This is a genomic window from Arthrobacter sp. 01T428 (genome assembly GCF_056398685.1).
The window spans coordinates 98,350-113,591 of the sequence record NZ_JBFTPW010000005.1 but is presented as its reverse complement, the minus strand read 5'-3'; the positions used below and the strand labels follow the sequence as shown (position 1 = coordinate 113,591).

At 60.0% G+C, this 15,242-nt stretch carries 11 protein-coding genes; 3 read left to right on the top strand and 8 right to left on the bottom strand.

Annotated features, from left to right (window positions below):
• Nucleotides 1–221 precede the first annotated feature (221 nt).
• Together trxB and trxA are read left to right on the top strand one after the other, a co-directional pair.
• Nucleotides 222–1,178: a thioredoxin-disulfide reductase gene (trxB, locus tag AC1DJB_RS08200; RefSeq protein WP_306963420.1), complete on the top strand. Its 957-nt coding sequence runs from the start codon at nucleotides 222–224 to the stop codon at nucleotides 1,176–1,178.
• Nucleotides 1,179–1,214: 36 nt separating this feature from the next.
• On the top strand, nucleotides 1,215–1,541 hold the full coding sequence (gene trxA, locus AC1DJB_RS08195; RefSeq protein WP_059388860.1) for a thioredoxin: 327 nt from the start codon (nucleotides 1,215–1,217) through the stop codon (nucleotides 1,539–1,541).
• A gap of 6,119 nt (nucleotides 1,542–7,660) precedes the next feature.
• Here trxA and AC1DJB_RS08190 read toward each other — a convergent pair.
• The 8 genes from AC1DJB_RS08190 to rpmH form a co-directional block, all read right to left on the bottom strand.
• Nucleotides 7,661–8,857: a ParB/RepB/Spo0J family partition protein gene (locus tag AC1DJB_RS08190; protein ID WP_441432828.1), complete on the bottom strand. Its 1,197-nt coding sequence runs from the start codon at nucleotides 8,855–8,857 to the stop codon at nucleotides 7,661–7,663.
• Between the two features lie 67 nt (nucleotides 8,858–8,924).
• A complete protein-coding gene (locus tag AC1DJB_RS08185; RefSeq protein WP_253257323.1) occupies nucleotides 8,925–9,980 on the bottom strand; it encodes a ParA family protein in 1,056 nt (351 codons plus the stop codon).
• Between the two features lie 86 nt (nucleotides 9,981–10,066).
• Entirely contained in the window at nucleotides 10,067–10,717 is a 651-nt protein-coding gene (rsmG, locus tag AC1DJB_RS08180) for a 16S rRNA (guanine(527)-N(7))-methyltransferase RsmG (RefSeq protein WP_059388861.1), read from the bottom strand.
• Nucleotides 10,718–10,723: 6 nt separating this feature from the next.
• On the bottom strand, nucleotides 10,724–11,299 hold the full coding sequence (locus AC1DJB_RS08175) for a Jag family protein (protein WP_441432827.1): 576 nt from the start codon (nucleotides 11,297–11,299) through the stop codon (nucleotides 10,724–10,726).
• Nucleotides 11,299–12,273 carry a membrane protein insertase YidC gene (gene yidC / locus AC1DJB_RS08170; protein WP_059388863.1) on the bottom strand — a complete coding sequence of 325 codons (975 nt, stop codon included), beginning with the start codon at nucleotides 12,271–12,273 and terminating at the stop codon, nucleotides 11,299–11,301. Before yidC ends, AC1DJB_RS08175 begins: the two co-directional genes overlap by 1 nt.
• Before the next feature lie 17 nt (nucleotides 12,274–12,290).
• Complete coding sequence (yidD, locus tag AC1DJB_RS08165) at nucleotides 12,291–12,680, bottom strand: membrane protein insertion efficiency factor YidD (protein ID WP_306963491.1); 390 nt, start codon at nucleotides 12,678–12,680, stop codon at nucleotides 12,291–12,293.
• A 1-nt stretch (nucleotide 12,681) separates the two neighbouring features.
• Nucleotides 12,682–13,089: a ribonuclease P protein component gene (rnpA, locus tag AC1DJB_RS08160; RefSeq protein WP_084784496.1), complete on the bottom strand. Its 408-nt coding sequence runs from the start codon at nucleotides 13,087–13,089 to the stop codon at nucleotides 12,682–12,684.
• 40 nt (nucleotides 13,090–13,129) lie between these two features.
• Nucleotides 13,130–13,267, bottom strand: coding sequence for a 50S ribosomal protein L34 (gene rpmH, locus AC1DJB_RS08155; protein WP_011776797.1), 138 nt, complete (start codon nucleotides 13,265–13,267; stop codon nucleotides 13,130–13,132).
• Between the two features lie 456 nt (nucleotides 13,268–13,723).
• Between rpmH and dnaA the strand changes: the two genes are divergently transcribed.
• Nucleotides 13,724–15,145 carry a chromosomal replication initiator protein DnaA gene (gene dnaA, locus AC1DJB_RS08150; RefSeq protein WP_059388864.1) on the top strand — a complete coding sequence of 474 codons (1,422 nt, stop codon included), beginning with the start codon at nucleotides 13,724–13,726 and terminating at the stop codon, nucleotides 15,143–15,145.
• The last annotated feature ends 97 nt before the right edge of the window (nucleotides 15,146–15,242 follow it).

The following is a 15,242-nucleotide window of genomic DNA, read 5'->3' as shown; positions in this document are numbered from 1 at the left end:
GCTTCCGCTGGGAGCTTGGGGCGCGTGCGTCCCGGGCGGCCGTCAACTCCGGTAACGGAGTCTTGCTCCTTCGATGCCTTGTGCTCCCGGAAGGTACCCTGAATGGTGGCGGATATTAGGGTCCCCGGGAACATCGGAATATTCCGCGCCGACATAGGGTTGTGCCATGTGGCCGGCCGCAAGGATCCGGTGCATCGACTAAGGAAGAGGTTCACCCACCAGTGAGCAACGCAGAAAACACCGCGTCCAACGTACGTGATGTCATCATCGTAGGCTCAGGGCCTGCCGGTTACACGGCGGCCGTCTACACGGCACGCGCCAACATGAACCCGCTGCTCATCGCCGGTTCCGTGACTGCAGGTGGCGAACTGATGAACACAACAGACGTCGAGAACTACCCCGGTTTCCCCGAGGGCGTCATGGGACCTGATCTCATGGAGAGCTTCGAAAAGCAGGCGGCACGCTTTGGGACTGAAATCCAGTTCGAGGACGTCACCGAACTGGACCTCGACGGCGACATCAAGTCCGTGACCATCGCCACGGGGGAGACCTTCAAGGCACGTGCCATCATCCTCTCCACGGGTTCCGCATACCGTGAGCTCGGCCTCGAGAATGAAAAGCGTCTTTCCGGGCACGGCGTGAGCTGGTGTGCAACCTGTGACGGTTTCTTCTTCAAGGACCAGGACATCGCAGTGATCGGCGGTGGCGACTCTGCCATGGAGGAAGCGCTCTTCCTCACCAAGTTCGCCAAGTCCGTCACGGTGGTGCACCGCCGCGACACCCTCAAGGCTTCCAAGATCATGGGTGACCGCGCCCAGGCCCACGAGAAGATCAACTTCGTGTGGAACACCGCCGTCGAGGACGTCATCGGTGGGGACAAGGTGACCGGCTTGAAGCTGAAGAACCTCGTCGACGGCACCGAGTCCGAACTCGCCGTCACAGGCGTTTTCGTGGCCATCGGCAACGATCCCCGCACGGAGCTCGTCAAGGGAAAGCTGGAGCTCGCTCCTGAAGGCACCATCGCCGTCGACGGCCGCAGCTCCAAGACCAGCATCAAGGGCGTCTTCGCCGCCGGCGACGTAGTGGACCCCACTTACCGGCAGGCCATCACAGCCGCTGGTTCCGGTTGTGTCGCGGCCCTGGACGTCGAGCACTATCTTGCAGACCTGCACGCCTAATCGGCACAGCAGCCATCCATTCGAAGGGAAAGAATTATGAGCAACGCTAAAAACGTTACCGACGCCAGTTTCAGCACCGACGTCCTGGCCGCTGAAAAGCCGGTCATTGTGGACTTCTGGGCAGAGTGGTGCGGCCCGTGCCGCAAGCTGGGTCCCATCCTCGACGAGATCTCTGTCCAGTACGGAGACAAGGTCGATGTCGTCAAACTGAATGTCGACGACAACCCAGCCATCGCCGCTGAATACGGCATCACGTCTATTCCGGCGGTTTACCTCTTCAGTGGGGGAGAAGTGAAGAGCACGGTGATCGGCGCCAAGCCGAAGCAGTTCTTCGAAAAGGAATTTGAATCCGTCCTGTCCTAGGACGTCTGGCGTCCCTTAGCGGGCGCCTCTGATTCGGCCGGTGGTTTTCGCTCTTGAGCGAAGGCCACCGGCTTTTTCGTGCCTTCGGGCACACGGTCCTGGGTCCAAAGCCTCGCCGCCGGTGGTGATTGCTGGGGTATTGGTGGTCACTGGTACGCGCGGCGGCTGTCCTAAGTTTGGCTCCGCCGTTTGTGACCTATTTCAATTTCAAAACAGGCAGTTCTTTTGGGAGACGGCATAGATAGTCGTGGGGTCCGTTGCTGAGCTGGAACCGGGCAGTGGTGGGGCAATTGCCGGGAAAGTACGGCAAAGAGCAAGGGGACAGGGGGACTACTGTCGAGTCTCCTAAGGTAGGACCGATGCCGAGGGGTCCACACACCTGCGTGGCCCGCGGGATCGGTCAACGACGAAGTCCTTCATTCCACTGTTTCACGTGAAACCGCGTTGTCCACTCATACGATCTAGGAAAGCTCCCAAATTGAATCAATTCCAGACAGGTACCTTTTTGCACTCGGTACACCCACCGTTTCACGTGAAACGTAGCTACCGACTCTTGTCCTCGAACTGCGCGTCGGTTTCCAATTCCGAGTGGCCAGAAATGCATGAAATCAGAAACTGACGCGGTTTCACGTGAAACGCAATTGCTGATCGATACGAGAGCTGCGGGCACGTTCCGGGCTGGCGGGCTCAAGCGCTGCCGCACTCAAGTTGGGCTAGGTTCCCGTTTCCTCGGAACCATTGAACGCCGCTTCCTGCTCGCCACTTGGAATCACCACTTGTTGAGTGCACGTGCACGCTCCGGGCCATTCGACACCGGTACATATGCGTATCACCAGCGCGCCCTTCCGTGCTTCATGTTTCACGTGAAACGGCGATCTGTCCGGAGAGCATCCCGCACATCACTCGGGCTGACTGGGTGCGGGCGGGCGGACGATTCGCGCGTAAGGTCCCACCGCGACATGCGTCAACACGGCGACTCACGCATGGCCGAGAGAAGCTTCAGTTCCCACTCGCGGGATGACTGGTCCTTGGTAGTCTCCGCTTCATCTTGCGGATGCCAAGGCAATTAGCCTGGGTCTTGGGTTCGTCGCACGCACTGCCCGGCGTATCCAGACGGCGCCCTCGTCGCACGCACTGCCCGGTGTGTCCAGACGGCGCCTTCGGTGACGCGATGATGCATCGAGGCGCCTAGTTTCTGCGTAAACCGGTGTTTAGAACCGCGACCAATCAATTTAGGGTGTCTGTCTGCATATATGCGGGCTTCCGCGCCTAAGGACTCAGTCCCTTCCTGTGCAGCGTCCGCAGTAGCTTTCCGATCGGAGACTTTAAAGAAGGCTGCTGACAAGGGACTGAGAGAAGATGATCCACCGGTGCACTTGGGCTGGATACACCGTGAGGCGTGCGGGAAGGCATTGTGCAGAGACATCTCTCTCAATGGCGCCAGGACTGATGTTTGGCATCTCGCAGCGTGACGTTGGCTTCTTGGACCGTGAATTGACCGTAGCGCGTGCCGCGGGTTCAGATGCGCGCGCGCCTGTCGCCGGCCGCGCGCCTGCCTTCGAGGGCAGCTTGCATGGTGAACCCACAAGGGCGACATTGAAGATTGCGCCTTCAGGCCAGCCGCCCGGATCTTCTCGAGTAGCCATCATTCGCACAGGGTAAGAAGAACAGCATTGCATCCACCTCCTGCGGGGGCGGCGGCCGGGAAAACGGCACGCCATAACAGACGTCCATTTGCCCCCTTCACGTCATTGTGGGGGTTGAATCCTGACCAGGCGACCGAACCATGCCCGAGCGTGGCGGGCTGCCTCTCCAAGGCTAGGCCCGATGGACAGATCGTGTTTCGAATTGGCATGGGGTCCGGTCTGGCTGAAGCCACGCTCCCGCTCACTAAGCTCGTCCGGCAGTTTCCACGCGCAATTCCAACGTCGGACAGTCGTCCGAGGCAACTCAGTACCGCACCGTAGGCAACTCTGCATCGAACCGGGAACAGTGGTGCTTGTTCATAAACCCCGAGCCCAGAACCGACGACGGACCTCCGCTGGGCGAACTATTGCCTGGACTTCGGCTGAATTTGCCCCTCCTTCCGACCTGGCGGCCTCACAGCGCGGAGGCACTCAGACACCAACTGCGGGCTCGTGGGGGTGATCATCCAGACACGCAGCAACCGCGGACACCGCATAGGTTTTGGGCAGGCCGCCCTGACACCGCTTCCATGAGCTTAAACAGCCGGCACAGACAGGAGTGGGAACGGTCCGATTCGACCGCGGGGAGCGCGGAACGTGGGGGCGATGAAGGGCATTCGGTACTTGCGGGGCGCGAAACGTCTAGCGCGTATTGAAGGACCGGTGCACATCCTGGAGCGTAAGGTGCGCCCGGTTGTACAGGCTGAAGATCGGACCACAGATCCCATGGCTGAGGATTCGCTCGTCGCGCGTACATGGCGATCGTCCACCGATCTTTCGCCCGTGAAAGTGGGACTCAAGCTGGACCCAGGACAAGCGTCCGTGCCTTCGATCTAGATCGAAGGCGGGCGCGACTACTCGCTGGTCCCGTGGACGGACACTAACTCGGCGGACCAGCCTTCGTCCAAGGCCCATGTTGATGTACTCCCAGACCTGCATCCGAGACGTCTCGGTACCGCCTTGAGGGTCGAGAATTTCTCCGTCGGCTGACGTCGTTTCACGTGAAACATGACTATGTCCGGCCGCTCAAAACGCCGGTCACGTTAGGCTTGGGAGCCCGTGGGGTCCCGTCGATAGGCGATCAAAGTGGCGATACTAGTCCCCAACATGGGACGGCCTTCCGCAGCGGCTGCGTCGAGGCTGCGCCGGATATCCACCGTTCAGTCAGAAGTTATGCACAAAGTTATCCACAGCGATATCCACCGCATGAATGGGTCAGTTCGAACAACTCCTCCTACCCGCGTATTGGGCGCGACCAGTGCGAATCAAGGCGACATCCAGCTCCGCAGGTCAAATCAGATCGAACGCGGGCCCGAAATGCTCGCAAAGGGCGATCAACCGCCCAAAATCAGGCCAAATTCGGATGAAAATGGCCAGCTTCAAGACCATGGCTCTGTTTCACGTGAAACAGAGCGATCGAAGAACACGAGCTTCAAAGGACTATGACCGCCAGCCAGATACAGACCCAGACGATGCTCGCTGTCTACACTTAAACCTGGCAGACTTATCAACAAAGTTATCCACAGAGATATCCACCGCTGCTCTCAGACTTTTCAACAGCGGCTTCTTGTGGCGCAGGACGTGTACACATCCTGCGGGCGGAGCAAATCTTCACTTTCGTACACGGAGCCAGCTCCACACGACGCTTCCATCTTGCGTCATCGTCAGCCCTTAGAACCGTCAATATTTCCAGCCGATCTTCCGAATGAAGTGGCCGGGGCAGACTCAGTGTTCCTTCGATGACGCGCTGAGAGACCGGTCCGCGTACTACCCCAGAATTCGGATGGTCATGTGAACCAGCGGACGCAAACACTGCGCATCACTAACCAGTGCTCAAAGCCACACCCACCTGATTCGCGCGAGCACGAGGATGCCGTGTCGGGTCCAGGTTCAAGCGCGTCACCGCTTCCAGTGCTTTCAACAACATACTTGTTCCTCCGCATGGGTTGACGACCATCCACCTTGCCTCGCGTCACTCACATAACGCGAACGCGTGAGCCAACGAAAGAACCGTCACAGCGAAAGCGCTGCGACGCAAGAGTTGGGCCCGGAGGCAGTAAGACCACATTCAAGGCACGAGGGCGCACTCTGGTTACGAGCCTGGGGGAGCAGACGCTCCTTCAACTCCTTCCCGGCGATCACGCGACTAGTACAAGGGCACGAATCACCAGTCCGACTCCCGGCATGGAAGCTGGTCTCAGCTCCAACGAGAACACTCCTACCCACGAAGCCGGCGAGTTCAGGCGTACAGAGGGAATGCGGTGAGGCTACGTCTGGATCCGCTGACCCTACCGGTCCTTGAGTCACGGCCCGAGCCGGCGGCACAAATTGGACGACTTCCATCCCACGGGCCGGGACGTTTGTGAGCAGTCTTGCCTGCTTACCTGCATCGGGCATGGAACAACGTTGATGTCTACCCAGACCGGACCGGCCTATTGTTCCGGAGCGAGATGCAATCTACCCAGAGGGCACTTTGCTTGTATCGATCTCACCTTGTATCCAAACAGGGAAGCGGTATCCGAGCGCCGACCTCGACCGCGCGTCGCATGTGTCGGAGTTCACGAGGGTTCAGCATGGGCTCGATCCGAACCTTACGCTTGCCGTCATCGGTCGTCGACGCATGCGACAGACACCTCCGGCAAGAGAACTACAACCCCTCACGTGACGCTGCGCTGTCGGAGGCAACTCCGCCGCGACCTTCCCACACACCGTGACCGGCCCCTGATCCTTCGGCGTTCAAGACTCGCAGAGCACCTTTCTGCATTGCATCTATTGGTGCCCAACCGCCACAGTGAGCCGCGCACCCGCCTGCACCTGACGCGAGCAGAGCGCTATTGAAGCCCACCTCACGCTGGAGGGGAATTGGAGGAGGAAGCTGAACGGACGCGCGATTGCCGGCATCAAGCGCCCAACAGAACTACTTCTTGGCCTTCCGCGCGCAGCCAACTGGCCTGGCGCTGAGTGTGATCGTAGTCCACCGCAGGGGGAGGCTAGCGCCGAGAAGAGTCAGTTCGGCGCTCGAGAATGGCGGATGCGAAGGAATCATCGGGCCATCGCCACCATCTGGAGGTTTCGCTCAGTGGCTTTAGGCCAGAGCGCCAGCTCCTTTGACAGGCCAGATGCCGGCGCCGAAATGCCGAAGCATCACCTTATGGACGGTGAATTGAAAGAACCAAAGCGGAAAACCACCAGCCGGTGAGACACGCTACGAAGCCGCGTCTTGGGGATTCACGTCGTTCTGCGAGTTGACTACCAATTACCTTGGGTGTCTCGCCCTGAACACCACAGCCCAGACTGCGCCGCTTCGTTTCACGTGAAACAGAGCAAGTCGCTATCCACTTACAGAAGCACTGCCTACAGGCCCACTGACAGACTAGTGTCCTAACCAACCAAGCTCACGGGGATTAGCCGAACTCCAGCTATGCGAGGCCCCGTCTGGTGCTCTTCCTGTTCCACGTGAAACAGTGGCCACTGCTGTGCGGGGAAGGAGTCCCTAACTGGCTGCTCCCGCATTCTGAACCATCCCTGAATCCCGGGTGCCGTTGATCGGCATGGTCGCGATCTCTGCGCGCACGACATGTCAGCTGGACGTTGTTCAGCTCTTGTCCACAAGTCCGCCTCGCGCGGGTACAACACGAGAGAAGGGGACGAAGCCGAACCGAACGCCAGAGAACAAATCGATCCAGGACAGCAGATACCTGAGTCCGCAGCGAAGTGTTGGCGAAGCCCCTGCGCTCTAGCCGAGGGAGATCCGGGTGACGGTCGATCTGAAGGCCGGCAAGCTGTGTTGTTTCACGTGAAACGCCGGGGTATGGGCCCATAAGGAACCTGCCGGCCAGGCATGAAGGAGCATATCTCGAACACGCCAGGAGCGGAGGCGAACTCTCAATCAGTGCGAAAGGGATGCAGCGAAGAAGGCACCCAAGTATTCAATCGCCTACTAGAGACTCGAATTGCAGCTCATCCGGTCAACGATAAGCGGACTCCTGCCCTCCTGTGCACTAAAGTCTGTTCGTTTCGCGTGAAACACCCGACTAGATCCGCAGCAGCCCCGATCGTTCCAAACGGGAAGATCGCTTGCCGCCGACCCCGCGGGCGCGAAGGCGCGCCACATACGAGGGATAAGACGCAGCGGAAAGTCTTACAGCGAAGCATCGTTGAGAAGCGCGGGTGGCGGCTCGCTCCATTCCAGGCAAGGGCAGCCGTCACCTGACCCCGTTTGCAGAAAGGGCAACGGATCCCAGTTTGCTGCAAAAGCCATCCACAGCCCCCGGATGCACATCGAGGGCATCCGCGGAGCGAATTGTCGCCAGTCAGCGCGATAAACGTGGCCGGATATCCTCCGAATGTCGATTCCCGCCTCGATCGACCGTTAAACGAAAAAGGGGGCTTGCCTCTTTAGAAGCAAACCCCGATTCCGTAGAGATCCAGCGACTAGCCTTCGTCCCCGGGCGACAATACATCCATGATGCGGTTCAGATCTTCAACGCTCGCGAACTCAATACTGACCCGGCCCTTACGCGCACCCAAGGTGATCTTGACGTTTGTGTCGAGTCGATCCGAAAGGGAGGAAGCAAGGTAGTCGAGACGCTCATGGCGTGCATTGGGGCGCGGGATGCTGTTCTTGGGCGGCACCGTAGGATCCTGGTACAACGCGACTGCTTCCTCGGTAGCCCGTACGGACATACCCTCGGAGACAATCTTCTGAGCGAGACGCTCCATCGCGGCTGCGTCCGGGAGAGCGAGCAGCGCACGAGCGTGGCCGGCCGAGAGCACGCTGGCTGCAACGCGCCGTTGCACCAAGGGAGGAAGCTTGAGGAGACGGAGCGTGTTGGACACCTGGGGACGCGAACGTCCGATTCGATCAGCCAGCTGCTCGTGTGTGGTGCCGAAGTCTTCCAGGAGCTGCTGGTAAGCAGCTGCTTCTTCCAAGGGGTTCAGTTGGCTCCGGTGGAGGTTCTCCAGCAAAGCATCACGGAGGAGGTCGTCATCGTTGGTATCGCGGACAATCGCCGGGATAGTTTCGAGCCCGGCGGCCTGTACAGCCCTCCATCGACGCTCACCCATCACCAGCTCATACGGTTCTCCACCCTTTTCGGTTGAAGTACGTACAACAATTGGCTGGAGAACGCCTATTTCTTTGACGGAGTGAACCAGCTCCGCCATGTCGTCCTCATCGAAGACGCTGCGGGGCTGCTTGCGGTTGGGATGAATGTCCCCGACCGGGATTTCGGCAAAGCGCGCGCCGGGAACCTCGACCAGCTGGACCTCGGACGCTTCCGTCAGAGCGAATTCAGAAACTGCTTTCCCAGCAGCAGCGGCAGGAGCCGCGGACGGTTCGGACGCGGACGGGTCTTCATCAGTGGTGACCTTCGCGGATGGCGACTTCGCAGCAGGCGTCTTTGCCGCCGTCGTACTCTTGGCCGAAGAGCCTCGAGAGGGGGAACTCTTCGCTACTTCGGTTTCAGGCACCGCAGGCGTATCCAGCGTCTCCGGGGCTTTGCGCGCCTCAGGGAAGAAGAGGTCCACGGGGCGGGACGCCGGAACGCCATTGCCCGATGCACCGGCCGAAGCGGAGCTGGGAATGAGAGCCCCAAGACCCCTACCCAGGCCTCGTCGCTTTTCGCTCATTAGTATGTCCCTCCGGTGGAATGGCAAGAATAGAGCCCGCCAAGGATATTGCAGTGATTAAGGAAGTCTAGCGCTCGGCGATTTCCGCGGCGGCTTCCATGTAGGACAACGCGCCGCTGGAAGACGGATCGTAGGTCATTACCGTCTGTTGGTAGCTCGGAGCCTCCGAGATACGCACGGAGCGGGGAACCACTGCGCCAAGAACCTGGTTCGGGAAATGTTGACGGACTTCGGAAGCCACCTGCGCGGCCAGATTGGTGCGGCCGTCGTACATGGTGAGGAGAATGGTGGAAACGACCAGATCAGCATTGAGGTGCTTCTGGATCATTTCGATGTTCTTGAGGAGCTGGCTCAGGCCCTCCAAGGCGTAGTACTCACACTGGATCGGGATGAGTACCTCGCTGGCCGCGCAGAAGGCGTTGACGGTCAGCAGGCCCAGGCTGGGCGGGCAGTCGATGAAGATGAAGTCCAGGCGACCTTCACCGTTCTTCGCGCGCTCCTTCGAATAGACATCGATTGCCCGGCGCAGGCGCTGCTCGCGTGCCACGAGGGAGACCAGTTCGATTTCGGCGCCCGCCAAGTGAATGGTCGCCGGCGCACAGATGAGATTCGGAATATCAGGGCAAGGAGCCACAACGTCACGCAGCGGAAGGTCGTTGATCAGCACATCGTAAATGCTGTCGACGTCTGCGTGGTGTTCAATACCCAGCGCGGTGGACGCATTTCCCTGAGGATCGATGTCGATCACCAGGACGTTGAGCCCAGCGGAAGCGAGGGCAGCCGCAATATTGACCGTCGTCGTGGTCTTTCCGACGCCGCCTTTTTGATTGGAGACGGTGAAAATGCGGGTCTTCTCCGGCTTGGGAAGCTCGCGTCCCACCAGGCGCTCGCGCCGTCGGGTTTCGTTGGCGAGCTGCCGCGCGATAGGGCTGGAGTCGTCGATGGAGTCCATGACGTTGTCGTGTCCGACGATCAGCGTTTCACGTGAAACAGCGGCGTTCGCAACCGAATTCGTACGCATCAGCGCAGATTCAAAAGACGCCGAGGGTGCAGCCATGGCCCGAGCCGACCCCAAGGAAATAAATGGCGGGATCCGCTGGGTGGAGGTTTCGCTACTGCCCACTGTCACACTCTCACTCTCATTCGGCTCTAGCTGCCGTTCTCTAGCTTAACCGCTCAGTTGCGGACACGCGGGACACAGCGCCGAAGCTAAGCGATCTTCCGCTGTTTGTTAACGACGATCCTCACCACTGTGGTGGGTTCTTCCAGGAGCTCCTGCCCACAAACCACAACGGACGTTTCCACGCCGCCGAGCCTGCGGATCACTTTTGCTGCTTGCTCAATCTCCTCGGCAGCACTGCGGCCCTTGATCGCAACCACTTCACCCTTGCCGTTAAGCAAAGGAATGGTCAAGCCGGCAAGCTTGGACAGGGCAGAGACAGCCCTCGCCGTGACAACGTCCGCGTCGACCATGCCCACTGCGAGCTCGGCGCGGGTGCGCATGACCGTGACGTTGCCCAGCCCGAGGTCGTCCACCACTTCCTGAAGCCAAATGACGCGCCGCTCCAGCGGCTCGATCAGCGTGAGTTCAAGATCGGGACGTGCAATCGCCAAGCACAAGCCGGGAAGCCCCGCACCGGAACCGACGTCCGCAACATGGCTTCCGTGGGCAATCGCGGACTCGATGACGGCGCAATTGAGAACGTGCCGGCTCCATAGGCGGGGAACCTCGCGCGGGCCAATCAGCCCGCGCTCGGTTCCCGATGTCGCCAAATGTTCTACGTACCGCTGGGCGAGGCCAAGCCGGTCACCGAAAATCTTCTCTGCCGCCTGCAGTTCGGCTGCCGTGATTTCAACCATGATCCGTTAGTCGGCCGAAACCACGATGTGGCGGCCGACGCCTTCGCCCTCGGACTCGGAGACGAAACCGAGGTCCGCAACAGCGTCGTGCACAATCTTGCGTTCGTAGGCGCTCATGGGTTCGAGTGCCACAGGGGCGCCGGTTTCCTTGACCTTCGCCACGGCGTCTTCGGCAATCTGCTGCAGATCGCCGGCGCGTTCCTTGCGGTAGCCATTGATGTCGAGCACCAGGCGGGACCGGTTTTCGGTCGCGGACAGCACGGACAAGCGCGCGAGTTCCTGAAGGGCTTCGAGCACTTCACCGTCGCGTCCTACCAGGCTCTCAAGGCCCTCGGAGTCGTCTTCGGCTGCGATCGAGATGTAGGTGCGGCCATTGCGGATCTCAATGTCGATGTCGCCGTCGATGTCGGCAATGTCGAGAAGTTCCTCAAGGTAGTCTGCGGCGACGTCGCCCTCTTCCTCGAGGCGGCTCACGGAAGTGCCCTTACCGGCAGCAGCGCCCTCTTCGGAAGTTTCTTCTGTGGCTTCTGCCAATTCCTCGGCGGCAGCGGCCGTTGCCTCTTCGGTGCTTTCAACAGACATTACTTCTTCTTCCTGTTCTTACGTTGTGGCTGGATGCGCTGCTGTGCCTTGACCTCGACGGCGGCCACCTCGGCAGCGACGTCTGCGTCCTTCTTGCCACCCAGGAGCGGGATGGACGGCAGGCCCTTGGCGGCGCGACGCTCAGCGAGTGCCTTGGCTGCGGGGGATCCCGGCGTCGGCATGCGGCGGATGACAAAGAACTGCTGGCCCATGGTCCACAGGTTGGTAGTGGTCCAGTAGATGAGCACACCGATCGGGAAGTTGATGCCACCGACGCCGAAGACGAGCGGCAGGATGTACAGCATCATCTTCTGCTGGCGCATGAACGGGCTGGCCATGGCCTCTTCGGACATGTTCTTGGCCATGATCTGCTTCTGCGTGATGAACTGGGACGCCGTCATGGCCAGGATCATCACGATGGAGAGTATCCACACAACCGTCTGGTCGGTACCCGCAGGGCCGCCGTGAAGCAGGGACGCGGACAGGGGAGCGCCGAAGATGCTGGATTCGTCGAACTGCACCACCTGCTCATGGCTCAAGGCTCCAATACCCTGGCCGGCCTGGCGGGCCTGGGTAATACCGGAAAGCACCTGGAACAGCGCGAAGAAGAACGGCATCTGGATCAGCATGGGCAAACAAGCGGAGAACGGGTTGGTGCCGTGCTTCTTGTACAGCGCCATCTGTTCCTGCGCCATCGCCTGGCGGGAGAGCTGGTCCGTCTTCCCCTTGTACTTCGCCTGCATCTTCTTCAGATCGGGCTGAAGCAGCTGCATACCGCGCTGTGCCTTGATTTGCTTGACGAAGACAGGGATCAGGGCGGCACGGATCACCAGCACCAGGCCGATGATGGACAGTGTCCAGGTCCAGCCGTTTTCCGGCGGCAGGCCGATGAAACTCAGCCCGTCGTGGAACCCCAGCATGATCGCGGACACTAGCCACTTGAACGGGGCCAGAATTGTTCCAAAGATGTCCATACGTTTTCCCTATTTCCTCAGGCCGCTGTGCGGCGACCGTCTTCATCAGACCACACAGCCAGGAACTGGTCCGGGTTGTTCAGTACAACAATTGTGGGCGTCTGGCCTTCGGGCCAGTGACGATGTCCGGCGGGGACGTGGTCCACGCCGCCGGCGTTCCAGGGGTGGCACCGCGCAAGGCGCCGCACTGCGAGCCAACTTCCCTTGACGGCACCATGTACCGTCACCGCTTCGAGGGCATATGCCGAGCAGGATGGGAAGAACCGGCATACCTGGCCGTATAAGGGAGAGATGATCTTGCGGTACGTCTTCAACAAGATGATGAGGACGTTGCGCGGCAGCTCCCACAGAAATGTTCCGAGGATCCTCGGAGCGACTCTAAAGAAGCGGACGACGGCGGAGCTCAGCTCATGCACGCGGTGTCCCTTCCGTTGTGGTGCCCTGGGTGGGCGAAACAACCCGCGGAGAGGATCCGCCGAGCCGTTTCGTGGTTGCCGCCAAGGCGGCGTTGTAATCCGTCAGCAGCTGGTCCCAGCTCGCCGTCGCAGCCGCCGGCAACGCCCGGACCACAACAGCAAGACCCGTGCCATGCCTTTTCAAGGACAAAGCACCTGCTTCTCTCAGTCTCCTCTTAACGAGGTTCCTGGTCACAGCGTTCCCGACAGCTTTGGAAACGATGAAGCCGATGCGGCTCGGTTCTCCGGCACCGATAGGTGCCGTATATAACACTAAGTTCCGGCGTCCATTGCGGACGCCGGAACGTACAGTTGTTGAAAAGTCGGTAGAAGTCCGCAGACGGTTACGGGTGGCTAGCACCTATTGACTCGCTTGGAAGGCTGACCGACGAGTCAGTTATTTAGGCCGACAGTTCGACGCGGCCCTTGCCACGACGGGCGGCCAGGATGGCGCGGCCGGCACGGGTGCGCATACGAAGGCGGAAGCCATGCTTCTTGGCCCGACGGCGGTTATTCGGCTGAAAAGTCCGCTTGCTCACGTTAGTTACTCCAGTGGATCAAAGGTGCGCCCACCCGATCAAAAGGGGAAGAACTGGCCGACGCTAAGTTTATTGAGTATCCGCCGCCGCCCAACGCCGGATTTACCGGAAGTGCGGGTGGTCAAAAAGCGGACACATAGGACTTCACAACGTTAGGGCAAAAAGACCCCCAAGGTCAAACTGGGAGCCTCGGTGCCCGCTATCCCCAGCTGTGGCTAAGTACACCCCCAGCCTGTGGATGAAGCCGGTCACAGACCCCGTTTCAGAACCACAACCGTGTAATTATCCACAAGCCTCTTCCCAGCTATCTTCTGGAGTTTCCATCCCCTAGAGTGTCTCAGTAGCCGATTATCCACGGACTGTGCATAACCCTGTGGATTCGGTTCGGAATCCACTCATGGTTTGGACCTTCGGCTGCCGCAATCCAGGCAAGCAAGCACTCGAGGGAACCAATTGATGACGGTAGACGAAGCCAACCACGCCAACACGGTCGGAAGTTCCTGGCGGCGGGTGCTGAGCCTGCTGGAACAAGACGATCGCGTCACACCCCGGCAGCGTGGTTTCGTTATCCTTGCCCAGGCACAGGGCCTGATCGGCTCCACGCTCCTGGTGGCCGTACCCAACGAGTTGACCCGCGAGGTTCTCCAGACGCAAGTCAAGGACGCCCTCGATGACGCCCTCCGCAGCGTCTTTTCCGACGACATCCGGTGCGCGATCGACGTCGACACGGATCTAGTGCCCATCCACGAAGAGCCGGCCCCCGCCGTCGAACTCTCCTCCGTGAACGACCTGGCCGTGGAATCCAAGCCACAGCCCACCCCGCCGAGTACTTCGCACGAATTCGGCCGGCTGAACCCGAAGTACGTCTTTGACACCTTCGTCATCGGCTCTTCCAACCGCTTCGCCCATGCTGCCGCCGTCGCGGTCGCGGAAGCACCGGCAAAGGCCTACAACCCGCTGTTCATCTACGGTGACTCCGGACTCGGCAAGACGCACTTGCTGCACGCGATCGGCCACTACGCCCGCCGGCTCTACAGCGGCATCCGGGTGCGCTACGTGAATTCCGAAGAGTTCACCAACGACTTCATCAACTCCATCCGGGACGACGAAGGCGCCAGCTTCAAGACCACGTACCGCAACGTCGACGTGCTCCTGATCGATGACATCCAGTTCCTGGCTGGCAAGGACCGGACGCTCGAAGAGTTCTTCCACACCTTCAACGCACTGCACAACAACAACAAGCAAGTGGTCATCACCTCGGACCTCCCGCCCAAGCAGCTTGCCGGCTTCGAGGACCGCATGAAGTCCCGCTTCGAGTGGGGCCTGCTGACCGATATCCAGCCGCCGGAACTCGAAACCCGTATTGCGATCCTCCGCAAGAAGGCCCAGAGCGAGGGACTGTCCGCACCTGACGACGCCTTGGAGTACATCGCTTCCAAGATCTCCAGCAACATCCGCGAGCTCGAAGGCGCACTGATCCGCGTCACTGCCTTCGCCAGCCTCAACCGCCAGCCCGTGGATGTGGCCCTCGCCGAAATGGTGCTGAAGGACCTGATCACCGACGATGGCGCCCAGGAGATCACGGCCGACCAGATCCTGAAGCAGACGGCCGAGTACTTCAAGCTCAGCATGGAAGAGCTTTGCAGCAAGTCCCGGACGCGCACCTTGGTGACCGCACGGCAGATCGCCATGTACTTGTGCCGCGAGCTCACCGACATGTCCCTGCCGAAGATCGGCCAGGAGCTTGGCGGCCGCGACCACACCACAGTGATCCACGCAGATCGCAAGATTCGCGAACTGATGGCCGAGCGCCGTGTGATCTACAACCAGGTGACTGAGCTGACCAACCGCATCAAGCAGCAGCAACGCGATTCCTGAGTCGGCTCGCTCGAGGTACTACATACCTTATTAACAGGCACATGTGGATAAGCCTGTGGATACTTAAGGGGACAAGCGCGGTTAATGGGCTTAAAAC